Source organism: Paenibacillus sp. FSL K6-1230 (assembly GCF_038002385.1).
Classification (GTDB): domain Bacteria; phylum Bacillota; class Bacilli; order Paenibacillales; family Paenibacillaceae; genus Paenibacillus; species Paenibacillus massiliensis.
In genome coordinates this window covers 4,336,141-4,358,756 of record NZ_JBBOCK010000001.1, presented here as the reverse complement: position 1 = coordinate 4,358,756, position 22,616 = coordinate 4,336,141, and the positions used below count along the sequence as shown (strand labels likewise).

The following is a 22,616-nucleotide window of genomic DNA, read 5'->3' as shown; positions in this document are numbered from 1 at the left end:
TATTGCAGACTCCTCTGCAAGAAAGCCCGTAAAGCAGCGCTAGTTGCATACTTAGCGATATTGTTCGTCATCCTCCTATGCATGCTGCCCCAAGGCTCAGCCTGGTGGGGACTATCTACCGCTTCTGCCGAGCCTGTCCTCGGACAGGTGAAGGCTGGCACTACAGATCTATCGAACTGGAATGGAGAGCAGCAGCCTACGCTGGAATTGAACGGAGAGTGGGAATTTTATTGGGAGGCTTTACTGGAGCCAAAGGATTTCCAAAGTCCTTCGCTCCCGCAGCCTGCCTTGGCATCTGTTCCACAGCCTTGGACAGCTTACAAGCTGGGGACCGGGCATCTGCCCAATGAGGGATATGCTACGTACCGGCTTCGTTTTCTGGCTCCAGAGCAGTTGGTGCGCGAGCATCAGATGCTGGGCATTTACCCCAAGAGCATTGCCTCAGCTTATCGCTTATGGGTGAATGGCGAGCTGAAGGGCGGCAATGGAATCGTCGGAACGAGCCATGCCACAATGCAGCCAGCAAGCTACCCGAAGACCTTCTACTTTGAGCCAGTGGAGGGCTGGAATGAGATTGTTATTCAGGTCTCCAACTTTTCGCAGCGTAATGCAGGAATATGGCAGGAGATGGAGATAGGGATGGCTGAGGGGATATCCTGGCTACGTATATATCGTGTCGCTGCCCAGATGTTCATTGTAGGAATATTCTGTGTGATGTCGCTATACTATCTGCTGGTCTATCTGAATCGGAGACAGGAGTTCTCCGCGCTGCTATTCAGCTTGCTATGTATAGCTGTAGGCGTACGAACAGTCGTGCTTGGCGAGACTACGGCCCCGTATCTGCTACCATCCTTACCATGGGAGTGGGCCGTGAAGGCCGAGTACATCTCAATATCCATGACCGGCTTGATTGTGGTGCTGTTCATACATAGAGAGTATCCGGCGGAATCTCACGCCCGTGCACCTCAGATGACCGCGATTGTGATGCTTGGCTGTACACTATTGTTTTTGCTGTTGCCTGCACGCGTGTATACTTACTGGCTCGTTATCTATATTTGGGGCGCGCTGTTCCCGATTCTGCTGTACACGACATATGTGTATGCCCGCTCGGTATTTAGCCGCCGCAAGGGATCATTTATGAATGCAATGGGCTTCCTGATCTTCATGATCTTCGCCCTGAACGATATGCTGTTCTATTCGGGCTTGCTGGCGACGGATGACCTGCTGTCCATGGGGCTGCTGGCTTTTCTGTTAACTCAGGCACTCAATCTGTCTTACCGTTTCTCTAGTGCGCTGCAGGCGAAGGAGGAGCTGTCTGCACAGCTGCTGGAGACGAATCACTCGCTGGAGCGCACTGTGGAGGAGCGGACGCAATCCTTGCTGCAGAGTAACAGCCATCTGCAGGAGGCCAATCGGAAGATGGCGGATATTGAGCAGTTCCGGGTGCGTCTACTGGCTAATATTTCGCACGAGCTAAGTACGCCGATTACTTCGATTAAGGGCTTCGCGAAGGCATTGCGAGACGGAATTATTACCCAGGATGCTCCCAAGTATGCTAATCGAATCTATGAGCGTTCCATTCTTCTGGAACAAATGATACTGGATCTGATTGAGCTAACGAAGCTGGAGACCAACCAGAGTAAGTTTCATATGCGGGAGGTTGAACTGTTTCCATTCATGAAAGACCTATTTGATAAATACGAATATGAGATTGCCGATCGAGGTATTCGGTATGAGCAGGTGCTGTCACCAGCTGGCTCATATTCGTCATGCTTCGCTCGCCTGGACCCGGTACGAATGAGCAGGTGCTGTCCAATCTAATATCCAATGCGCTACGCTTCACGGCTCCTCCGGGAGCCATCAGCCTTCACATCCATGTAGAGGAGTCTCAGGGGGCCAACAAGGAAGGAGCTGTGCTGATGGCCGTAATCCGAGTGCAAGATACCGGAATTGGAATCGATCCGTCCATGCATGAGCATATTTTTGAGCGCTTTGGCCAAGTGAAGGGACCCGGTGCAGCTATGGATAGCCAGCATACCGGATCTGGTCTGGGTCTGGCGATCTGCAAGGAGATCATCCATCATCATGAGGGGGATATCGGGGTAGACAGTAAGCCAGGAGCAGGCAGTGGATTTTATTTTAGGCTGCCTGTATGGATCAAGGAGGAGGGACCAAGACATGAATGCGATTGAGGAGCAACGCGATATTTTAATTGTAGAAGACGATGTGGATATCGCCGAATTAGTGTCCCTTTATTTGCATAATCAGGGCTTCACGACCCGTGTGGCCAGTAGCTTGGCTGAAGCAGTGGGGCTCCTGAATGGGTATAGACCTGCTTTGATCATCTGTGACATTATGCTTCCTGATGGCTCCGGTAAGGAGTGGATACAGACCCTCAAGCGAAATATGGATATTCAGGTCATCTTCTTGAGCAGTCTGAAGGAGAGCGAGGATATTATTTCAGGTCTGGAGCATGGTGATGACTATATTACCAAGCCGTTTGACCCCGATATTATGGTTGCACGGGTAAAGGCCCGGCTGAGAAGCTCACCTATGTCTGGGGGACCGCATGCTGCTGCCATGAGACGAATATGGAGCGATGGTCAACTGGAGCTGGACTTCATCCGAAATGAGGCAAGGCTTAATGGTAGGGAGCTCGTCCTGACAGCCAAAGAACTGCAGCTTTTACTCTACATGGCTGGTCATCCAGGTCTGGTGTTCAGTGTGGAGCAATTGTACGAGCAGGTGTGGGGGCTGGAGCATTGGAGTGATACCCGTACGGTCATGGTACATGTTCATCATCTGAGACGTAAGCTTGAGGAGTACGCAGACAGCCCCCATCGCTACATCGCAACTGTGCGTGGAATTGGATACAAGTTCCAAGGGAGCGATAGCTCTGATTAAGTACAGAGGTCACAGGATACCCATCATCTTTGTCCAGATAGTGAACGCTAAAGTCCATGTTCCCTGGCCCTGCTTTTTCTTATAATTTCATTGATAATCAATATCAATAGAGAAATGGTGAGGATTGGCTCGATCCGAAAGGAGAAGGATCATGAGGCTATGTGAGGACACGCGGCTTAGTAAAGAGTATGGGATTACCCTCCGTGCTGACATCAATCAATTGTCCCCGGACGAAGCTCTGCGAGCAATGGCGCATAATGACAAAGCTTTATACAGACTGACAGACCTGCTCGACCCCAGGCTGGTAGCAGACTACCTGGATCACTACACCCGCATTGCGCGGGCGGAGGATCGTCAAGTAGCTGCTGCATTTACTGCTGGCTGGGTCGGTGCCATTCCACTGGCATTGCAATATGGGTTATCTATATATAATACGGCTGCTGATTTCTCTCTTCCGAATCTATCGCTGCGTCTATGGGAGCATAATGGACGGGCTAGAGTGGATTTTGTGCTGGAGCGCTGGGATGAAACTGTGGGTCCGCTCGACGCCGAAGCAAGGCAGAACTGGCTCAGACAGCAATGGATGGACCTCTATAAAGGCCAGTTGGCACCCTTGCTGAAGCAGCTTGCCGAGGTGAGTGGCATTGCCGAGACACAGCTTTGGGGGCAATGGCCGAGCCGCTTCTATCGGGAGCAGCAGTGGCTGGCCGAGGAACTGGATGAGCCCGATCTGCGGGAACGGGTGAAGGGCGATTACCAGCTGCTGAGGGACGAGGCAGATGCACCTCAGGTTTTTGGCTGCCGCCGGAATCCATTTGCCGTTAAGATTGTTCATTTGGAGCCGCTGGTACCGAACCGGCTAACTGTGATGAAGAGCGCCTGCTGTCAATTTTATCGGGTGCAAGGACAGGATTATTGCTATACCTGCCCGCGTCTGACCCGGAAGCAGCGACAGCACAAATTCGAAGAATACTGCACGAAGCAGACATGACAGACAATAGCGTAACCAGCCTGTGAGACCCGCGATAAGAGATGCGATTGCAAACGTAAATCTGTAGTTTGTCGTTGCTTGAGAGCACTGCGGCATAAGAGCAATAGAGTGCTGTAGAACAAGAACGTAAGAAAATAAAATATGAAGCACATTCATGTCTTACATGCATGATGTTCAAGCCTCGGGTACCACCCGTCTAGGAGAGTGGGTCTAGGGGCTTATTGGCTTTGTAAGGTTTGCGAACGTTTAACTTGAACGAGGTAGTCCTTGGGGGCCCTAATCATGGAGGCTAGAAATCTGATAAACTATAAGTATTGTGGTTGTAACATGAAATTTTTTCGGTAAATTTATTGTTCGTGGTGGTATGTTCGTGATGGTATATAGCTAGAGTATTACATTGAGGATGGGTGAAGCAGATGTATAAAGAGCAGCTACAACGGATTAGCTCCAAGCTCCATCAGCTCAGACAAGCGGACACGGAGCTTGCTGTGTTCGGAGCCGATTGCCATGATTATGAGCTGGACCCTGTCAAGACACCTGAAGAAATTCGGCAATTGGAGTCCGACTGGAATGTAAGTCTCCCGGAGGATTACAAAGCCTTCTTGATGGAGATCGGTGCAGGCGGGGCTGGACCATATTATGGACTGGAGAAGCCTGAGGAAGGCATCTATGTAGATTTGGACTACAAGGATCTACCGAATGATATCTCGGGGGAATTTCCTTATACAGAGACCTGGAACCCGGAAGTGGATTGGTTCGAGGATGATGTAGATGAGGACGAGAGTGCGGCCAAGGATGAGGAGTACTTCAGTGATCGGCACTCTGCGGGAATGCTGCGTATCAGCAATTTTGGCTGCGGTGTAACGATGAACCTGATCGTGAATGGGAATTCCTATGGAGAGATTTGGGTAGATGACCGCGGGAATAGCGGCGGAATTTATCCTGATCAATATTTTGGTAATAAAGATAGGCTGAATTTTCTGGATTGGTATGAGCTGTGGCTAGATCAGTCATTGGCCAAGGTGACGCAACAATAATGATATACGTCAAGTTAGTGGCTAGGAAGGTGGTAGCGAATGGAAGCATGGCTGACGAATGAAATACGTCATTATGTTGGGCTGGAACCGCTGAAGGAGCATTGGGAGCAGGCGGAGCTACGCAAGGGCTTCTGGGTATGCTTCGATGGCGAAGTGATAAGAAAGCGAATCAGCGTAAGTAATGCTTCGTATACTGAGGCCGATGTTGAGATACTTACCCGAGAGCGCCAGTTTGTATTGCCCAAGACGGCTAGGGGCAAGGAGAAGAAGCTCAATTATACCAGCGTCAGCAGCTACAAGGCAGAGGGGGTTACCTTCTCGACAGGCATCAGTGAAAGAGATTCGACAAGCTATATTTCTGCTGTGAATAACAGGAATTCTGTAAGCTTGCCATTCTCCAATTACAAGCAATTGAAGGACAAGGATGAGATCGTAGCGTGGCTGAAGTGCCTGCCGGAGATTGTTCCTGGTGATTATGAACGCAAGCTGGAGCGACTCAAGTATATGAAGAATCAGCAGTATAAGGCAACTCCGGGCGATATTTTCCGGGTAGAGCTGGACCTGCATACCGATGGTTATGTACTTGTCATTGGAGATCTGCGCCGCATGCAAAAGGATAAGCTATTTGGCAAAGAGAGCATCTGGAACAGTGTGATGACCATGCCGCTTTTCGTACGGCCTTATCTATATAAGACCACGAGCCGGAACCCTTCCATGGAGGAGATTATTGCCGCTCCGTTATCGGAGCAGACATGGATCGTAATGGATGATCGATTCCTGCGCGGTGCTTATGAATACGTAGCTCATAAGACCTTGACAGAGGATGATGTGCTGTTCCCAATGGGATATGGACAGCAGGCCCGATTCACAGGGGAGGAGCAGCATTATGAGCTGACATGGGGGCTTGGCACGGTGTCCAAGCTGGCTGCGGAGACTGACTTCAAGTCGGGACTTCAATTTTTGAACCATGGCGTGTATGCAGGATTGCATTCGGATTTTTTTGGGGCTCCAGAGAAAAGGAGCTGGTCCCATGCGCTGGATAATGCCGTGTATCAGGTGGAGCGCGGCAGGGCTCTGGCGGAATATGGCTTCCCGGCAGAAACCTCCTATGACGAATTCAACAGTCGGACAGGTGGACTTACACGAGTGCAGTATTTGGACTATGTGGCCCGAACATACGGGAAGCGCTGAGTAGCAGGATTGAGCGATGAGATTGTACTCAAGTGATTGTACTCAAGTGATTGTACTCAAGTGATTGTACGAAGAAGGCTTATCAGTACATGAGTACCAAGGTAGTGCGAGTATAGCTGCTCAAGGTATTAGTATATGAGGACGTAGCTCCAAGAGGACATAACTCTATGGGGACATGAGTACATAATAAAAGGGCTGTTTCCTGTGCTGAGGCACTTGGGAGCAGCCCTTTACTTGTACTGGTGAGAATGGAGCAGATACCTATAAGCTAAGCGATATATTGAGCCATAATCGTCTCCAGATCGAAAGGGGTGATGCCGGAGTGAACAGAGAATACAAGGTCCGCTTCTTCCGGTGCAGCCACGAGCTGGCCGCGTGCCTCTGCATGAAGGAGGAAGAGATCGTACAGATTGGGCTTGCGTAAGTTCGCCATTGTATATCCAGTTAGAGCGAGGCCGGACAGATGCCCCTCCAGATTGTTGCGATGGCTTACATCCCTTGTGAACGTCAGATCACACCAGATGACTGTGCGCTCCACCAGATCGAGAATGACTGGAACCGCAATCTGTGTATCGGAGGTAATATCCACTTTGTCTAGCACCGTAGACGGCTCGAAGACCTCGCCTGAGCCTGGGCGCTTGCGCATCATCCAGCCTGCATAGCATTCTGGCAGATCGCAATACGGCTGGCTATTGAAGGAATGCAGAGAGGTAAGTACATATCTACCACCATTACCAATCACAGATTCGATGTCCAGATCGATGAATTCGCAGGCCCCGTTCGGAGCGGTAACGACATCACCGCTATGCGCAGCATTGAATTTCCGTGAGCTTAGATGTGTGTATGAAATATGATCCATGTAGTTCCAGTCTGTGTCGAATAGCGTTGCAGACAGGTCAATATCCACGCGGCCAGTCGGCTTGCCGTTCACGACGCCTTCCTTCCACCACAGGAAGAAGCGCACGGTATTTCCCTCGGGAAGGCTCACCCGGCTTCCGCGAACGAGTGTGCGCAGCGATTTACTGGCAGAGCGTTGGGAGAATGGCACCATATGCTGTCTTAATTGCTCATCAATGTAGACCTTGCCCAGTGATGGAAGCTCAGCGAAGCGATCCAGCAGGGCTTGACGGATGAGATGTATCAATGTAGCACATAGTGTGGTATCCAGCTTTGGCAGAAGATTGGGTACGGTGTAGGCCTTGGCGGTATTTCCTTTTGGAAAAAAGGTTCGCCATGCCCGTTCATCGTTGCGGTGCGTAAAATGCGTAATGAGCTGGAGCAGTGTAGGCGTCGATATCTGATCTATGACGTCACCAAATAGCTCGGTTACGAAATAGGGCTCCGGGTGTGTGCGCAGCAGGTGATCCAATCTACGCGCTAGCTCGCCTGGACGCTCCGCAAGCAGCAGCAGAGCATCATCGGTCTGTTGCCAGCGGAGTGCCAGTTCAACCTTGCTTCCGAAGGTAGCATACGGACGATTGTTACGCAACAGATCAAAGGCGGCGAAGCATTGCGGATAACGCTGCTTGTATTCAGATGGATGCAGGATCTCACCAAGTCGAATCCAAGGCTCCTTGTAGCGAAGCATATCCTCAGTGATGCTCAAGCATTGCTCCAGTAGCGCCAGCAACAAGCGTCGCTCACTACGCTTGAACTTGCGGAAGCGGGTATTCTGGGCGAGGCTGATATCTCCATCAGACAGGGCGACTGCAAGCCGCAATATGTCCGTAGCCGTCTTGAAGTAGGGAGCGATCTGCGCAGGACTCGCCTTACCGTGTCGGAGAAGCATAGCAACAACGAAGCTGGCATTTTCCTTGTGCGGAATATGAGCAGGCAAGAGTGAAGAGATATCCTCCGTGGAAGCGATGACTTGATCAATATCCTCCCGATCGGTAGCCGATATGGAGGTACCTGCCTGAATTAATTGACTGATGAGATATGGCAGATCTTCCTGATGTCCGAGCTCAATGACCTTCAGCTCTGGATGATCGATCAGGGTCGGGCGTGCAGTGCGTTCACGCTCAGGCATAGCCAGCCCGAAATAATGCATCAGATTATGCACGTATAGCTTGGCATAGCCCTCTTCAATGAGATCAGTCGGGAAGCGTGGGAACAACGGCGTGTAAGTAACATTAGCGCCGACCAGCGTCTTGAGTTGACGGACCAACTGCTTGTATTCCTTTACGAAAGCAGCTGGAGTCAGGGTAGAGAGCACCTTGATCAGGGCAGGGGAACATGTGAAGCCGAGTTGTTCTATATTCTTAAGTGCAGTTGCTATATAGGGAAGAGGAAGCTCGTGCCTTCCTGACTGTACAGCCCATTTTCGTTGTCTACGTAATAAAATATCGTTGTTATTCATAAATCATTATTAGCCTGTGAACCTCTTGCTAAGTCCTTGGGAACAGGGTCCTTGGGATGACTGAGAGCAGGGAGTCACGGCTGCCTCCTTTCGCTTGCATAACCTTTATAATAATCCCACATCAGGGAACCCGCATATCTATGGCCATATCAGTTGGATGAGAAGGAAGATATGCGATAGCCTGATGGGGAATGACCAGGAGAGCTGCTGCCCTATATCTTATCAATAGAGAGAAGGAAGGACGGCAATAGCCTGGAGCGAGGCGGGGCAACTGTAATCCGCAGAGCGAATCGTCGATGCAGCATCGTTCTCTTGGTACTCATTCTGCCGTATTCGGGAGGCTACGAACATGGCGAAAGTATTACGAACCCCAAAAATGTTCAGCTGAAGCTCCATCCGTAGGTGTAGAAGATGACAAGTTGACTGTCTTGAACACGGTCGCTTGCAGTAGCTGCATCGCTTCCGTAATCCGACCAAGCTCTGCTTCGCTCAAGCTTTCTAGCTGTGTACTGAGCTGTGCCTGCATACATGCAAATGCCTGTCCCATATATTGCTCGCCTGCTGGAGATAATCGAAAGTACTGCTTACGCCGATCAGAAGAATCGTTGAATTTTACACACAGCCCCTTATCCGTTAGCTTCTTGAGCTCACGACTTGTATTCGGCATGGATACATCCATACATGCGCTAATCTGGCTGGGTGATAACGGCTGATGAACCATCAAATATTCGATAATACGGTATTGCAGCGGTGTGATGCCCTCCATGGGGAACAGCTTGGTCCATTCGGTATGCACCTGATGCACCGAGGCTACGAAAGCCACCGTCTGTTGGAAAAGTACTTCTTTGGCGTTCATATAGTCACCTCAAGTTGTAAATTCATTTTCAAATGATAATTATCCATTGACAACCATTTGAATATTATGTTAGCTTATTATCAAATGATAACAAAGAAGGTGCCAAATGAAAACCCTGATTATCTACACTCACCCCAATCATCAAAGTCTGAACTATGCCTTCTTGCAGAAGACCGTTCAGGGACTGACGGAAAATGCACGTGCTGGCGAGATCAAGGTGCTTGATCTGTATGAGGAGGACTTCGACCCACGCTTGGTCTTTAATGAGCATAAGCGGAGACGAGATCTATATATGGACCCGGAGATGAAGGAGTATCGAGAGCAATTGTTGTGGGCAGATCAATATGTGTTCATCTATCCGATTTTCTGGGGACGTCCGCCTGCCATGCTGCTTGGTTACATAGATCGAATCATGTCGACGAACTTTGCCTATCGCAAATCTGGAGGGCTCATGCCAGAGGGATTGCTGAAGAATAAATCTGTCGTAGTCATTTCCACGATGGAGGGACCGACGAGATACCCGTTGCTGTGGCTGAATAATGCACACAAGGTATTGATGAAGCGAGCGTTGTTTCAGTATATCGGTATCAAGAAGGTGAAATTTTTCGAGTTTGGCTCGATGGAGAAAAAGAATGGTCAGCAGTCCAAGCGACTGGAGCAGATCTATCGCTACTTTAAGGCGATGTAGGCCATGCCAGTACAGATGTGAAGCTTGCAGCACTTGAGCAGTCACGACCAGTGGCAGTCATAACAAGTGTCCAGATGGATCATCCCCGGAGCTCGGTACAGTCTAATTGGTAATTGCTGCAGTTATAGAGCGGGATGCAAGACGAAGACAACGGGAGAGACCTATGTCCTCCCGTTGTGAATGTTAGGATATGTGATGAAAAACGGCTGTGGCAGCATCTTGCCTCGGCGAAGTCGATGTTGAAGCCGAAGCCAAAGCCTATACGTACGATCTGATCAGTCGCTGCAGCTCACTCGCGATGAACGGAGGGCCTTGCTCGATATCGCGGCTGCTAAAGTTGACTTTTACGAAATGCTCATCCGCATCCATTGCTTCTGCCAGCCAGCCGGATAACCCACGTGCCTTGCGATCAATTTGCAGCAGCAATTCAATGCCTTGCTCGTAAGGTGTGAAGAAGATCTCCAATTCATCCAGCTCGCTGCGGAATTGACTCGTAGGGACGAATTCAAATTCCTGCACGAAAGGCTGTCCCGAGCTGCTGTACTTTGGTGCGTACTCACAAGTTACCTCACGTAACCGGAAGCCCAAGTGATCCACGACAGCCGCCAGCACGGCGGCGGCATAAGGATGCGGACTAACATGCAGCATATCCCGATCCTTAGGGTCTACGGCATCCTTAATATCCATTCCGGTCTGAATCCAGACAGGCGTTCTGCCAAGTGTAGCAGGTGTATTCGCTGGAAGCTCGAATGAGACGGGGAACTCGTAGGTGCGCTCAGGCTCTACCAGCATGGGTCCCGTAAGCTGATGCTTGGATACGGTGGCCTCCACGTTGTATTTCTTGTCGTCCTGTTCTTTTATGTAGTTGGTCTTGACGAAGGCATAGATGGCGTCGACCTGCTGCTCGACCCGTCCTCCCTGAATACGTACGACCCCTGTGAGCGTGTCGCCTGGACGAACATGAGACTCGTGGAGCATCAAATCAACCTGGGCTGCTCCGATCCCAACACTGGCGAGCATTTTTTTGAACATGGACATTGTGTTAGCCTCCTTGATGATTTATTACACAATGATACGCCGTAAGAAAATTAGAGGTTTCAGTTTCGGAAGGCCATTTTGAAAAAAAATATATAAAACAAAGAAAAGAGAGCTGTATGGCTCCCTTTCTTTGTTTTATATCCCTATATTCAGTTCTCGTCTTCAGCAGGGTCCTGCTGAGCAGCAGCTTGCATGAGCTTGTATATTTGTCGTGTCGTGTTGACATTGCGTATGGTCATGGCGGCATACAAGCGAGTACCAACCAGCTTGTTCATGCCGCTGCGAGTCACCAGCTCGCGGGGGATCGATACCAGCACCGCTCCAGGTGTATAGAGGATGGTTGCCGTGTCGACCTTAAGCGGAAGCTGCTCCACCACTGAGCTGTCGTCTATCTCCTCCCATAAGAACAGAACGTCGCTCTTCATGGTGTCGCCATTGCTCCATTCGTCAGGGAGGGTGGTGATGATTCGCTCCATCTCTGACAGACTGCGAATCAACACAGGGATGGAGAGGCCAAAGTCAGCAGCGATGGTCTGTTCCAGCTGGACAGCAAGCTCAGTAGTAGGCAGCGGATCGGAAGCAAACACAATATTGCCAGAATTAATATAGGTGGTGACCTGCTTCATTCCGATCCGCTCAAAAGAACCCTTTAAGAGCTTCATATTGATTTTATTATGTCCACCGACATTAATTCCCCTTAATAAAGCAGCATAGATCATTTTCATGTGGCCACCTTTATTCGAATTCAATATGTTGCAGGCTGGATGACCGACAGGACTATTCACTTATGGATAAGTAATCCAGCAAATGATGGATCATCTCTTCCTCTAGTAAGAGACTCAATTTTTCCTTGATCAGCTTAACATAATCTGGCTTGACCTCGTAGGTGTCTTCATCCGTTATTTGTCCATCGAACGCCAGAGCAGCTTCAATCAGGATGGCTAGCGCTTGGAAAAAATCAGCGAGTGAACGGGCAAGCAGCTTCGCCTGACCACCTTCTATGGCTCCATACACGGGCGAGCCCGGGACAGAGGTATCGACGATGATGGGGTCACTGTTAGCGTTGGCTATGACGACGTGAGGCTCAGGCCAGTGCGGAGAAGTCACCAGTGTGTTCGGGTCTGCCGTGGTGATCCAGCGGTAGCCGAGCTGCTGACGGTATAGCTCCTCGGGCGCAGGAAAGTCCAAGAACGGACCATCACCGATCTCGATGGTTGCGTGCTTCATTCGTTTGGTGCCTTCCGCTGCAGGATCATTGATCTTGCAGTGTGTGTAGAAATCCGTCAGTTCGGGGGACATAGGAATCCTCTCATCGATCTGCGGCGTAGCTGGCTGCGTGTAGAAGCGTATTTCATTGCCAGGGAACAGGCCGTAGGCTTCATTGTATTGGTGATGCTGTGTGATGAAGGCAGTCAATGATTGCTGTAACGGCTGGCTCTGAAAGCTGTGCATGAGTAGTATCCTTTCTATGATAAGTTGAAGAATATAACTTGAAAAAATATAAGTTGAATGAACAACATTAATGCGTTGTGATTACGGTAAAATAGCGAAGGATCGAACAGGGAAGCCAGAGGCCTTGGCAGCCTTTGGTACGATGTTAAAGATGACAGCTCCCTTCGCAGGCAGACGATCCAGATTGGTGAGCAGCTCAACCTGATAGGCATCCTGCTCCAGCACATAGTACTCAGCGATGAGGGACCCGTTCTTGCTGACATCTATTGCAGAATCTGTATCAAAGGTCTCGTGCCCGACGGCTGTGATCTTTCGCTCGGTGAATAGAAAGCGCAGTGCATCCACAGACCAGCCTGGTGAATGGCTGTTGCCTTCGGCATCCTTGTTCTCGAAGGCTTCCTGACTTGGCCAGCGCTTGCTCCAGTCCGTCCGCAGTGCAACGAATGATCCCGGCTCAATGATACCATGCTGTGCTTCGAATTGCTCAATATGCTCGATACCCAGAGTGAAATCAGGGTCGGCAGCGGCTGCAGATGATTGGTCAATGACGATCAGAGGAAGCACCAGCTCCTTCAGCTCCAGTTCTTCCAGGTATCGCTTGCCTCGGACAAAATGAATCGGGGCATCCAGGTGGGTGCCGTACTGTCCAGGGAAGGTAAAGCTTTGGGCGAAGAAGCCCTGGTCATGGTCGAACAGGGTGGTGAATTGTGCCGCAGCAAAAGCGGGAAAGTGGGGAGAATCCGGGCCAAAGGTATGTGTCAGGTCGACCCATTCTTTTTGCTTCAGCCATTGCAACGTCTTGATCAGCTCATTAGACATCTAATCACCTCATATATTTTTGTTGGATTATAGAAAAAGGAATACTTTGGATAAAAGTTATAATTATCATAATACAGATGTGAATAATTATCATTAGTAATTTATATCAGAGCAGTTGCTTGAATATCCGCAATGAAAATTAGGTCTATAGTAAGATTATACGGTTAAGAGGAAGTTTAATATAATTAAGAGGAAAGGAGTGGAAAAAATGTTTAAAGAACAATTGGACCGAATTAGGCTTAAGCTTCCGCTTGCTGCGCAAGCAGACCGGGAACTCAAGGTGTTCGGAGCCAGTTCCCATCGCTATAAGTTAAATCCGCCACTCCACCGTGCACAACTGCAGGAGTTCGAGCAGGCACATGGGATTATCCTACCAGAGTCCTATGCTGCATTTCTGACAGACATTGGTAACGGAGGGGCAGGCCCATATTATGGAGTTCACCCTTTAGGTACCAACCAATCCATGGAGCTGGAACGGCTCCATAAGCCATCAGGAATTCAATCTACAAGTCTGCTGGATGGGATCATCGAGGATGCTAATTACACTGTGAAGGCTGACACGGATGAGATGAGCGATACCGAATATGATGAATACATAGCTGAAATGACACAAGGGTTGCTGAATATTGGTGAGCAGGGCTGCAGCTATGAGACTATGCTAGTCGTTACGGGAGAGCTTCGTGGCAAAGTAATCTATATGGATTTGGATAGTCACCAGACCTTCGTTACCTATGAAGAGAGCTTTCTGGACTGGTACGAGCGCTGGCTGGATGAGACTATAGCTCGTTACAACAGCTCCTGGTTCGGAACAACTCGTGGAGGCGACGACCGGGTGCTGATGCAGCTTTATGCGTCGACGATTAGCGACGATGTAAGGATGCAGGCTCTGAAGGGCATGTTCAAGCTGCCGGTCATTCATGATGACACGGCAGAATTTTTGCTGCGGCTATGTCAGGAGAGTACGGAAGAGATTCGCTACAATGCGCTACAGGTATTGGCGAAGTCGCGCTTTGCCGAGGCAGAGCCGGTCATCCGCAGGTGGCTGCAGGAGGTGGATCAAGCAGCCTGGCTGCCAGCTGTCCAGTGCATTCAATGGTCCATGCCGGAAGGGATGTATAGCTTTGAAAAGGAGCTGTTGGCGTTATTACCACAGATCGAAGACATCGAGACCTTTCGCTTTGCTGGCTATATACTGGATGCCGCGGGAACGGATATGCTACCCTCGGTGCTGTCTTTCTTCACTCATCCGGATAAGGACTTCCGGGTACAGTCATTATATCAGGCAGGGAAAAGCCCGGTACAGACCAAGTCCGAGTATGTTACGGATTTTATACGTGCACTAGGGGAACCCGAATCCTTTGTCCAGCTAACCGCTCTACAGGCACTTCATGGGGTGGTAGAAGTGGGTCTGCTAGAGGTGTACGAGGAATTGCTTGTGCAGCATCCTACGAATGAGGGTTATATTCGCTCCAATGTAACTCACCGACTGAAGGAGTTCCCGTTTGCTTCACTAGAGGAGCTGGAGCGGGAGGTTCCGGCTTCCTTGCATCAGGTCAGAGGTGTGCTGCGTAAGGAGCTGAACAGCAGGCTATAAGGCTTGACCAAAGGTGAACGTATGGTTTTTGTTCAAGATTCACCTGTGTGGGAACTGACAGGTGGATGAAAGGAGAGATACTAATGAATAGTAAGTTCAGTTTTGGACGCTTGTTCATGAACCTGATATTTCTATTCCCTGTAATTTTGCTAAGTATTTTTGTGTGGAATGATTACACGGATAAGATTGATAACCTTTATAAGAATTCCGAAGCAGAGGCATTCTATTATTTTGATGAAGGGCGCAAGGTAGTCGTACTGACAAATGAACCGGACCGAATCCGCATGCGGCTGCATATGTTCGATGGAGAGACGGGACAACGGCTGCAGGAGACCACGATCATGGCCAATGTCCATGAAGTGCTGGCTGTATCCTATCAGAAGGATCAATTGATTATTGTCACCTACGATGAGGGCAGGGACTTGCAACTGAATGTCATCCATCCATCTGGTGAAGTCAGTGAGTTGGCGATGTCCACCTTGCCAGTACCCAGCTATCTGACCTCTGGGGTCATGACGTGGCAGGACCGAATTCTTATTGCAGGTGAGACTTCTGGCGAAGAGCTGCTCATGGCTGAGGTGCATGAAGGGAAGCTGGCCAAAATCATGCTAAATCAGGTAGAGCAGCTGCCAGCTAGACCTGTGCGGGTAAGCCAAGTGAGCGGGACCTTCGATCAGGATGCGGCCATTCCATTATTTGAGGCTGACCTGATTGATGACAGGACGGCTTACATCAGCGGTATTCTGGATCAGAACGGGCTTCCGGCGGTGGGGCTAGAAGATGATAAGGCCTCTTATTTTGACGAAAGAGACCGAATCGCTGGAGAGCTTGCGAAGCAATTGGGTAGGGATAATACGAGACGGGTTCGGGTAGAAGACAGCTATCCAAAGCAAGCCCAATATTATAACGCATCCACTGATCAATGGGGGGGAGTTGTACCTACTCCACAGCCTGTATATCAAGCCAAGGTGTACGCGCTGAATGAAGAGGAGGAGCTCATCGTCGGTTCTTCTGCGAAGGACCCTCTTCAGGGTAAGGTCATCGGCTATGTGCTGCAGAGATCAACAGGCGAGTTCGCCGATGTGTCCCCACTAGTCGAGCAGCTTAGCTACAATGAGCTGAATGCTTCCACCCTGCAATTTTTCAAAGCTACTGGAAGCGGGCCTCTCTATTATGTAAATGATGAGAAGACTCTTGGGTTGATGCATATGGGACAGACGACGGCCCAGCAGCTAACCGCTGAACAGGCTCTACAGCTGTTGTATGCAGGCAAGGATACGATATCGTTGCAGAGCTTTTGGAGCTATGTGCTTGAAGGTGGGGCATTGGTGATCAATTGGGTGGTATGGATTGCAATCTCAGTCTTCACCGTGGGATTACTGGTACTCGTTCCCATTCTGGCGCAACGTAAGCAAGCGCGTGCAGTGGCACGTGGTGTCATGCGACAAGGAACGATTGTCAGCATGAAGGAGACAGGGCTGGAGGTCAATCATCAGCCGATGGTTGCCTTTCGAATCAGCTTTGAGGATGAGGGGCGGATGAAGGAGGTAGAGATCAAGAAGGTTATATCGTACCTGAACGAGGTACGTGTCGGTGATTCTGTCCTGATCAGCTATGATCGCAAGCGGAACCGTGCTGTATTTGCCACAGAAGGGGACATCCCGGCAGAGTCAGAGCGTCAGAATATAGACAACGCAATCCTTGAACGGATCGATAAATATGGCGAGGTCGGCCGAGGGCAAGCTTTATTGCTTCATTTCAGGGCCAATGATCGTCAATACGCTGTCCCTGTCGTGCAGCCTGTCGGATTCGAGTACCGAGTCGGAGAACGAGCGACGCTGGCTGTCATCGGTGGATTGATTCGAATGATCAGCTATGGTCAAGTAACCAGGCTGGAGGGCTCTGACATGGTAACGATGCAGGGAGAGATCATTCGGCTAGAGCGGTATCCGATGACGATTCAGAACCGTCAGCTCATGGTGATGGAAGTGAGCATGTCTGCTGGCGATACTGCCCATACTGCCCTTGGCGCAACTACTCAGAGAAACGGTCTGGGCGGATCGGGACAGCTTCGCAGGACGAACAGCATGTTCGTGCCCAAGGAGCTCTCGTTGCAAGAGGGTGCTGTGATACCTGTCAGCATGAGAAGAGAGGATTATACCCGGGAGCTGAGACTCTTGAATGGCAAGCAAGGCGCTGCAAGGGTTATAGATGTTCAATATGAGGGGACCTTAAGCGAGCGTCCGCTGGCCCATATCTCGGTGGAGCGAGGTGGTAGTGTCTATAAGATCTACCAATCCATTGAACCTGTATACGGCGTAGTGCCGGGTGATGAGCTATGGGTCGCCTATGATGAATATTCACGTGAAGCGATGATCCTGCAATATTCTACCTAATCACTTCTGCTAACGACTATGGCCCCGAGATCATTCAACCTGAAATCAGATTCGGTTAAAATACCGGGGCCGTTTGACGAAAAGAAAAAGTGCCTGATGCCGAGGACATAAGTCTTCGGATCAGGCACTTTTTAGCTAATTGCACCTTCACTGCATCCGCTCTGTGATGAGAGGTTCCTTTCATGTCCCCAAGTATCGAGAGCTATGCTTTAAGTAGACACACAGCTTAATGTACTATTCCTTATATCGAGCTCCAGGTAAAGGCGGCTGCAATCAATGCAAGAACTAATCCAGTCGCAAGGAAGGCATAGCCAATTCTTGCGAAGATAGTGCCATTCTGGGCAATAGTGTTGATGACCGCACGCCCTGGCTGCTCAGGATTATAGCGCACAGACACAGAAATTCCCGGCTTGAAGCCAGAGGGATGTTGAACGGAGGAGGTACATTCGTACTGTACGCCATTTACTTGATATTGGACGGTAGGATAGCGGTCGGGAACATCTTTGGCGAATTGCCCTTTCTTGATAATTACGCCGTTTGTGGACGGCCAGTGGCGTGCCTTGCTTTTGCGCATTACACCAATCAGTGCGAAGGCCAGTCCCATGAAGGCCCAGGCGAGCGCGAAAAATATGAGAAAGAGCCAGACTTTCAAATTAATCATCCTCCAAGTGCAGTGTATGAATTTAATATGTCTGTATTATTCTGTTCAAGCAGGCACGGATCAGGTGTTGTGTTGCACGGATTCATTGTATGCCTGATTCATCTGTATTCTGGTCTGTCTATTGCTCGGATAGATATCTGCAATGTTGTGACCATTATGTGGCAATAGTATACCATCTCTACTAGCAATAGGTCGAAATGTGAAGATCGAGTGACTTCCATGCCGAATTTCACGCATTCTTGTCTTTCTTTACTATAATGGATAGATATGTCGTATTCCTTCGTACTGTGCCACTTCTAGATACGGAGGAGAGAAGATCGTGTGCCGATATATACCATGCTCTCATCCCATGGGCATCAGATCAGAGATAAGGAACGAGGAGTTGAACTATATGAGAAAAGGAATTTCAATAGTTGTTGGACTTGTGGTGATTGCTGTAGCCACATATCTGTTCATAGGGGGCCCGCAGCAGAAGGAGGCGAGTACCACCAGTGTGGTAACGGGAGATATCAAGTCCTTCGTGCAGCAGATTAGCACAGGTCAAGTGGATGCGCAATCTGCCTCCATCACTTCACATCAGCTGACGGTTACCGACAGCAAGGAGCACACCCAGACTTATGCCGTAGATGGTGATGAGTTTTTTGTGTCCATTGCGCCGTATATTCAGCAGACGCATCCCTGTGAGATTCATAGTCTGACAGGCTGTGAAGGAGAGCTCCAGGATCAGGAGTTCATGATATCCATTGAGGATGAGAGCGGCAATACCGTGATGAACCGTGACGTTGTGAAGTCTCAGTCTAATGGCTTTATCGATCTGTGGCTACCACGTGATCAGACCTATCATATTACGATAGAGCACGAGGGCAAGACATCTGAGGCGGACATTTCTACCCGTGAGGGGGATAACACCTGCATCACAACGATGCAATTAATCTAGTACCTTAGTTAGATTAAATATGCGTGTAGAGCCAGCAAGTGGGGGAATTTGTCGACCATTGATAAGCTTGCTGTTCATTGAAACGAAACAGAAAAGTTTATGAACAGCAAGCTTAAGCTGGACATTTCGTCTCGCTAGGGCAATCCCACTTTTCGCATGTAAGACATTCACAAGAAATCAATCCTGAATCGAGCGGTACAGCTTTCGAATTTGGCCAGCAAATCTGGCGGCCCCGGGAATTCAGATTTGCTTGAAATAATCCCCCTTTATACATCATTTTTTGCTAACTCAAAAGGATGCCAAGTTCATAATGAGTCCCCTAGGTTATAGTGAATCCCTATGGAGGAGGCAGCAGATCGGGGGTCATAGCTGGAGATAACAGTCCCCCAAGCCAGTTGATATTCTATGTAGGGATACGGATGTGAGCGTCGCACATCTGGTTGTCTGCCTAGCATATCCATGAGGATGCGATCATGCAGCTGCTTTTTGGCAAGCTCAGCTTCTTCGCTCCATTCCTCCCAGGACTTAGGGAAGTCAGGTCTATTTGCAGATAAATACGCGCACACAAGGTGTGACGTACGAAAGCATAATGAGACGTAAAAGGGTATATCGGATACGTGGACACATCCCAGGTTGTGCCATACGTTTCCGTTCCCAAGATCTCGAACCTCTATAGATAGGTGCTTGTACATGTCTGAATCAGTTAGCTGCTGTTCTGTTAACCCGTTGTGAAGCAGCAGCTTCCTGTTTCCTTCACACAGCTCCAATTGTCCATGCTGAATGTCATCTCTCACGATGGATTCCTCCCTCGATTCGTTTATAAATCAGGTGCGAAGACTTCGACTTTGCGCTCCAGGGTAAATTCTTGTAAGAGAGATGTCCTCGCTCATAGATTATCTTACAGGATAAGGTGCAGTGAGAATAACTTGGGCCACAATGAATGCACGATCAGTCCATGTGCCCAAGTACGATACATTTACTATGCAGCAGCCTAGGGCCGTACTCCGGATCGAAGTGCTTGCCAGTAGTCTGTCAGCAGCTCGCCAAAATCAGCATTCTTCTCAATATGATCAATATATGTCCATAGGATGAGTTCCTCGGACTCGATGTGTATAACTTCATATTCCATTTGCTGCGATGACCAGACGACGATCTTGCCCAAGCAGAGCCTGGATTCATGAAGCACCCCTGTCGCAGGATCGGCAGTAGCACTAGTCTCGCTTTCTTGAGAATGGATGAATTCAATCGTTGCGATGCCACTAGCTTGCAAGTGCTCCTGTTGGCGTTCTGCCCATTGCAGAAAATGTTGGTGAAGCATACAGATCGTCCTCCTGATCACTGGCTAGTATGTTGACTGAATCTAAAGTGAGTATAAAGTCGATGTCCGCTTATACACCACGCACCACGTTCTCCAGATCATTAGATCTGACATCAGATACGGTCAATGTACTAAACTAGTTCACTGACGCACATCCAATCCATGTCCATCCGTGTCAAGAATTCCGCTCATTGCTACTGATTGGACTGCTTGTCTTAGCTGCGCATGATCCTGCACCAGCGCTAGACGAACGTATCCTTCCCCTGAAGGACCAAAGGCACTGCCAGGCGTTACGATTACACCAGCTCTGGTCAATAGATCCATGGCAAATTGCTCCGAAGAGGTGTAGTGGGCAGGAATTCGGCTCCAGACGAACATGGTGGCATCAGGCTTAGGTATGTGCCAGCCCAGACTGCCCATTCCATCGCAAAGAATGTCTCGCCGCTCCTGATATATGGCTCGCACCTGCTCCACCTCGGACTGATCACCCGTAATAGCAGCGATAGCGGCCTTCTGAATCGGCAGGAACATGCCGTAGTCCATGTTGGATTTCAGCTTCTTCAGCATGGAAACGATCTTAGCGTTGCCGAGACAGAAGCCGATTCGCGCCCCTGCTAGACCGTAGGTCTTCGACAAGGAATTGAACTCAATGCCAATATCCATCGCTCCAGGGTAGGAGAGGAAGCTCCCCGCATGCTTGCCATCGAACACCAGCTCACTATAGGCATTGTCGTGCAGTACGATAATGTCATGCTTTTTGGCAAAGGCAATGAGATCCGTATAGAATTGTGTTGGCGCCATTGCTGTCGTCGGATTGTTCGGATAGGATACGAGCATGAACTTAGCGCGGTCAGCAATGTCTTCAGGAATATCCTGTAACTGGATAACGTAGCCATGCTCCTCTTTTTGCGGCATATAGTATAGTTCTGCTCCAGCCAGCAACGGCCCATCAGCAAAGATCGGGTAGCAAGGATCAGGGACGAGGACCAGATCACCCTCATCAACTATGGACAGGGAGATATGGGCAAGTCCTTCCTGCGAGCCTAACAAGGAGCATATCTGCGTACGAGGGTCAAGTTCAACCTGATAGCGTCTCTCGTACCATTCACTAACCGCCTCCAGCAGCTCCGTCTGGTCATTTAATGCATAGATATAGTTCTCGGCATTTGCTGCCGCTTCACATAAGGCTGATATAATATGCGGTGCCGGGGGGATATTCGGTGCCCCCACACTCAGGTCAATAACCGATTGTCCGTGCTCCAGCCGCTCTTTTTTGAGCTCCAGCAAGCGACTGAATATTCCTTCGCTGAAAGGGTCCATACGTTTCGCAAATTTCATAATTCATAATCCTCCAGTTCAACATAAGAGTAAAGCAGCAAGCTCTGCACAACAGGGCTTGAACGAGTGGGCATGTGCCCGCCAAAGTCACAGCTTCAATACATCGGGTACGCTAGAAATGAGATTATACGCGCTTGGTATTAAAGTAAGATTACACGCTCTAATAGTAGAGATTATAAGCTCTATAATAGATGGAATGGGGCGAATGACACAAGTGATCCTGAACAAAGTGGAGTTGCGTAGCTGAATCCATAGCTGCATCCGTAGTAGTACCGCATAGGTAGTACAACACATGGGTTCCCATGTCTGTAGCTGAACAGAGCTGTATGATCGGTCTTAGGTTAACAGATACTAGAATGGAACGGTACATATGTGAAAGTCATTATTTGCGAATCTGGAATGTAATCAATGCAAGGCTGATTATGGAAAGGAGCAGGACAATTGGCGCATGCATCAACTTCAAGCACAACCATTCGTCTGCATATGACTCGACGCTTCGAAGCTTCAGCGGAAAGGCTGTACGAGGCATGGGTAAGCCCGGATCAAATCAAGAAATGGCTCTTCACGCAGGAAGCTACCAACAAAATTGCCCGCAATGAACTTTATATCGGGGGAGAGTGGCAGATTACAGACCATCGTGAGGGTAAGGATTATACGGCAACAGGTGAATATCTTGAGCTTGATCCACCCAAGCGCCTCGTATTCACCTTCAAGATGCCCCAGTTCAGCGATACGATGGACACAATTATTGTGGAGCTCCAGCCCCAGAAATCCGGCTGTGAGATGAATTTCACACAGGAGATCGTGGTTCCTTATGAAGAAGGCTGGCAGGACGAAGAGATCGAGCAAGCGAAGCAAGAGTATCACACATCCTCCGAGGAGGGATGGAAGCGGATGTTCGACGGATTGGCCCGGCTGCTGGCCACGGATGGTCAGAAATAGCCAAGTCGAAGGGGCTAGTAGATTGGCCGAAATTGGGGGATGAGAATGTGAAAAAAAGGCTGTCTTATAGCATGCTTTCCTTAGCGACAACATGA

21 protein-coding genes are annotated in these 22,616 nt (G+C 49.4%); 11 read left to right on the top strand and 10 right to left on the bottom strand.

Annotation, left to right across the window (positions count from 1 at the left end):
- Positions 1 to 60: 60 nt before the first annotated feature.
- The 6 genes from MKX74_RS19105 (at position 61) to MKX74_RS19080 (ending at position 6,123) form a co-directional block, all read left to right on the top strand.
- Positions 61 to 1,821, top strand: coding sequence for a sensor histidine kinase (locus MKX74_RS19105; protein WP_341179458.1), 1,761 nt, complete (start codon positions 61 to 63; stop codon positions 1,819 to 1,821).
- The gene (locus MKX74_RS19100; RefSeq protein WP_341179457.1) at positions 1,770 to 2,192 is read left to right on the top strand and encodes a sensor histidine kinase; all 423 of its coding nucleotides are present in this window, start codon (positions 1,770 to 1,772) and stop codon (positions 2,190 to 2,192) included. The genes MKX74_RS19105 and MKX74_RS19100 overlap by 52 nt, the downstream gene beginning before the upstream one ends.
- On the top strand, positions 2,179 to 2,904 hold the full coding sequence (locus MKX74_RS19095; RefSeq protein ID WP_341179456.1) for a response regulator transcription factor: 726 nt from the start codon (positions 2,179 to 2,181) through the stop codon (positions 2,902 to 2,904). Before MKX74_RS19100 ends, MKX74_RS19095 begins: the two co-directional genes overlap by 14 nt.
- A 151-nt stretch (positions 2,905 to 3,055) precedes the next feature.
- A complete protein-coding gene (locus tag MKX74_RS19090) occupies positions 3,056 to 3,895 on the top strand; it encodes a (2Fe-2S)-binding protein (RefSeq protein WP_341179455.1) in 840 nt (279 codons plus the stop codon).
- 416 nt (positions 3,896 to 4,311) lie between these two features.
- Entirely contained in the window at positions 4,312 to 4,932 is a 621-nt protein-coding gene (locus tag MKX74_RS19085) for an SMI1/KNR4 family protein (protein ID WP_341179454.1), read from the top strand.
- Between the two features lie 39 nt (positions 4,933 to 4,971).
- Positions 4,972 to 6,123: an immunity 26/phosphotriesterase HocA family protein gene (locus MKX74_RS19080; protein WP_341179453.1), complete on the top strand. Its 1,152-nt coding sequence runs from the start codon at positions 4,972 to 4,974 to the stop codon at positions 6,121 to 6,123.
- 268 nt (positions 6,124 to 6,391) lie between these two features.
- Here the strand turns inward: MKX74_RS19080 and MKX74_RS19075 are convergent, their stop codons facing one another.
- Entirely contained in the window at positions 6,392 to 8,482 is a 2,091-nt protein-coding gene (locus tag MKX74_RS19075; protein WP_341179452.1) for a TerD family protein, read from the bottom strand.
- Positions 8,483 to 8,843: 361 nt separating this feature from the next.
- Positions 8,844 to 9,338 (bottom strand): MarR family winged helix-turn-helix transcriptional regulator, encoded by a 495-nt coding sequence (locus tag MKX74_RS19070; protein ID WP_341179451.1) that lies wholly within the window; start codon positions 9,336 to 9,338, stop codon positions 8,844 to 8,846.
- A gap of 106 nt (positions 9,339 to 9,444) precedes the next feature.
- On the opposite strand from MKX74_RS19070, the gene MKX74_RS19065 reads away from it, so the two are divergent.
- The gene (locus MKX74_RS19065; RefSeq protein WP_025680925.1) at positions 9,445 to 10,026 is read left to right on the top strand and encodes an NAD(P)H-dependent oxidoreductase; all 582 of its coding nucleotides are present in this window, start codon (positions 9,445 to 9,447) and stop codon (positions 10,024 to 10,026) included.
- 258 nt (positions 10,027 to 10,284) lie between these two features.
- Here the strand turns inward: MKX74_RS19065 and MKX74_RS19060 are convergent, their stop codons facing one another.
- The 4 genes from MKX74_RS19060 to MKX74_RS19045 form a co-directional block, all read right to left on the bottom strand.
- The gene (locus tag MKX74_RS19060; RefSeq protein WP_341179450.1) at positions 10,285 to 11,064 is read right to left on the bottom strand and encodes a sporulation protein; all 780 of its coding nucleotides are present in this window, start codon (positions 11,062 to 11,064) and stop codon (positions 10,285 to 10,287) included.
- 149 nt (positions 11,065 to 11,213) lie between these two features.
- Positions 11,214 to 11,783 carry a DUF1697 domain-containing protein gene (locus tag MKX74_RS19055; RefSeq protein ID WP_341180612.1) on the bottom strand — a complete coding sequence of 190 codons (570 nt, stop codon included), beginning with the start codon at positions 11,781 to 11,783 and terminating at the stop codon, positions 11,214 to 11,216.
- A 58-nt stretch (positions 11,784 to 11,841) separates the two neighbouring features.
- Complete coding sequence (locus MKX74_RS19050; RefSeq protein ID WP_341179449.1) at positions 11,842 to 12,516, bottom strand: hypothetical protein; 675 nt, start codon at positions 12,514 to 12,516, stop codon at positions 11,842 to 11,844.
- A gap of 81 nt (positions 12,517 to 12,597) precedes the next feature.
- Positions 12,598 to 13,335 carry a cyclase family protein gene (locus MKX74_RS19045; RefSeq protein WP_341179448.1) on the bottom strand — a complete coding sequence of 246 codons (738 nt, stop codon included), beginning with the start codon at positions 13,333 to 13,335 and terminating at the stop codon, positions 12,598 to 12,600.
- Between the two features lie 208 nt (positions 13,336 to 13,543).
- Here MKX74_RS19045 and MKX74_RS19040 point away from each other — a divergent pair, with 208 nt between their 5' ends.
- Positions 13,544 to 14,929, top strand: a complete 1,386-nt coding sequence (locus MKX74_RS19040; RefSeq protein WP_341179447.1) for an SMI1/KNR4 family protein — start codon at positions 13,544 to 13,546, stop codon at positions 14,927 to 14,929.
- Between the two features lie 83 nt (positions 14,930 to 15,012).
- Entirely contained in the window at positions 15,013 to 17,325 is a 2,313-nt protein-coding gene (locus tag MKX74_RS19035; protein ID WP_341179446.1) for a hypothetical protein, read from the top strand.
- Positions 17,326 to 17,566: 241 nt separating this feature from the next.
- Here the strand turns inward: MKX74_RS19035 and MKX74_RS19030 are convergent, their stop codons facing one another.
- Positions 17,567 to 17,977 (bottom strand): DUF3592 domain-containing protein, encoded by a 411-nt coding sequence (locus tag MKX74_RS19030; protein WP_341179445.1) that lies wholly within the window; start codon positions 17,975 to 17,977, stop codon positions 17,567 to 17,569.
- Positions 17,978 to 18,377: 400 nt separating this feature from the next.
- On the opposite strand from MKX74_RS19030, the gene MKX74_RS19025 reads away from it, so the two are divergent.
- The gene (locus MKX74_RS19025) at positions 18,378 to 18,923 is read left to right on the top strand and encodes a CueP family metal-binding protein (protein ID WP_341179444.1); all 546 of its coding nucleotides are present in this window, start codon (positions 18,378 to 18,380) and stop codon (positions 18,921 to 18,923) included.
- Positions 18,924 to 19,228: 305 nt separating this feature from the next.
- On the opposite strand, the gene MKX74_RS19020 is transcribed toward MKX74_RS19025, so the two are convergent.
- The 3 genes from MKX74_RS19020 to MKX74_RS19010 all read right to left on the bottom strand — a co-directional run bounded on the left by MKX74_RS19020 (position 19,229) and on the right by MKX74_RS19010 (position 21,579).
- Positions 19,229 to 19,717: a hypothetical protein gene (locus MKX74_RS19020; protein ID WP_341179443.1), complete on the bottom strand. Its 489-nt coding sequence runs from the start codon at positions 19,715 to 19,717 to the stop codon at positions 19,229 to 19,231.
- Positions 19,718 to 19,914: 197 nt separating this feature from the next.
- Positions 19,915 to 20,241: an immunity protein TriTu family protein gene (locus tag MKX74_RS19015; RefSeq protein ID WP_341179442.1), complete on the bottom strand. Its 327-nt coding sequence runs from the start codon at positions 20,239 to 20,241 to the stop codon at positions 19,915 to 19,917.
- A gap of 141 nt (positions 20,242 to 20,382) precedes the next feature.
- A complete protein-coding gene (locus MKX74_RS19010) occupies positions 20,383 to 21,579 on the bottom strand; it encodes an aminotransferase class I/II-fold pyridoxal phosphate-dependent enzyme (protein ID WP_341179441.1) in 1,197 nt (398 codons plus the stop codon).
- Positions 21,580 to 22,020: 441 nt separating this feature from the next.
- On the opposite strand from MKX74_RS19010, the gene MKX74_RS19005 reads away from it, so the two are divergent.
- Complete coding sequence (locus MKX74_RS19005) at positions 22,021 to 22,521, top strand: SRPBCC family protein (RefSeq protein WP_341179440.1); 501 nt, start codon at positions 22,021 to 22,023, stop codon at positions 22,519 to 22,521.
- The last annotated feature ends 95 nt before the right edge of the window (positions 22,522 to 22,616 follow it).

Coding starts and splice junctions, on each gene's coding strand:
- MKX74_RS19075 (WP_341179452.1), bottom strand. CDS start 8,482: ATGAATAACAACGATATTTTATTACGTAGACAACGAAAATGGGCTGTA.
- MKX74_RS19045 (WP_341179448.1), bottom strand. CDS start 13,335: ATGTCTAATGAGCTGATCAAGACGTTGCAATGGCTGAAGCAAAAAGAA.
- MKX74_RS19050 (WP_341179449.1), bottom strand. CDS start 12,516: ATGCACAGCTTTCAGAGCCAGCCGTTACAGCAATCATTGACTGCCTTC.
- MKX74_RS19065 (WP_025680925.1), top strand. CDS start 9,445: ATGAAAACCCTGATTATCTACACTCACCCCAATCATCAAAGTCTGAAC.
- MKX74_RS19070 (WP_341179451.1), bottom strand. CDS start 9,338: ATGAACGCCAAAGAAGTACTTTTCCAACAGACGGTGGCTTTCGTAGCC.
- MKX74_RS19035 (WP_341179446.1), top strand. CDS start 15,013: ATGAATAGTAAGTTCAGTTTTGGACGCTTGTTCATGAACCTGATATTT.
- MKX74_RS19090 (WP_341179455.1), top strand. CDS start 3,056: ATGAGGCTATGTGAGGACACGCGGCTTAGTAAAGAGTATGGGATTACC.
- MKX74_RS19095 (WP_341179456.1), top strand. CDS start 2,179: ATGAATGCGATTGAGGAGCAACGCGATATTTTAATTGTAGAAGACGAT.
- MKX74_RS19010 (WP_341179441.1), bottom strand. CDS start 21,579: ATGAAATTTGCGAAACGTATGGACCCTTTCAGCGAAGGAATATTCAGT.
- MKX74_RS19055 (WP_341180612.1), bottom strand. CDS start 11,783: ATGATCTATGCTGCTTTATTAAGGGGAATTAATGTCGGTGGACATAAT.
- MKX74_RS19015 (WP_341179442.1), bottom strand. CDS start 20,241: ATGCTTCACCAACATTTTCTGCAATGGGCAGAACGCCAACAGGAGCAC.
- MKX74_RS19060 (WP_341179450.1), bottom strand. CDS start 11,064: ATGTCCATGTTCAAAAAAATGCTCGCCAGTGTTGGGATCGGAGCAGCC.
- MKX74_RS19085 (WP_341179454.1), top strand. CDS start 4,312: ATGTATAAAGAGCAGCTACAACGGATTAGCTCCAAGCTCCATCAGCTC.
- MKX74_RS19025 (WP_341179444.1), top strand. CDS start 18,378: ATGAGAAAAGGAATTTCAATAGTTGTTGGACTTGTGGTGATTGCTGTA.
- MKX74_RS19100 (WP_341179457.1), top strand. CDS start 1,770: ATGCTTCGCTCGCCTGGACCCGGTACGAATGAGCAGGTGCTGTCCAAT.
- MKX74_RS19040 (WP_341179447.1), top strand. CDS start 13,544: ATGTTTAAAGAACAATTGGACCGAATTAGGCTTAAGCTTCCGCTTGCT.
- MKX74_RS19080 (WP_341179453.1), top strand. CDS start 4,972: ATGGAAGCATGGCTGACGAATGAAATACGTCATTATGTTGGGCTGGAA.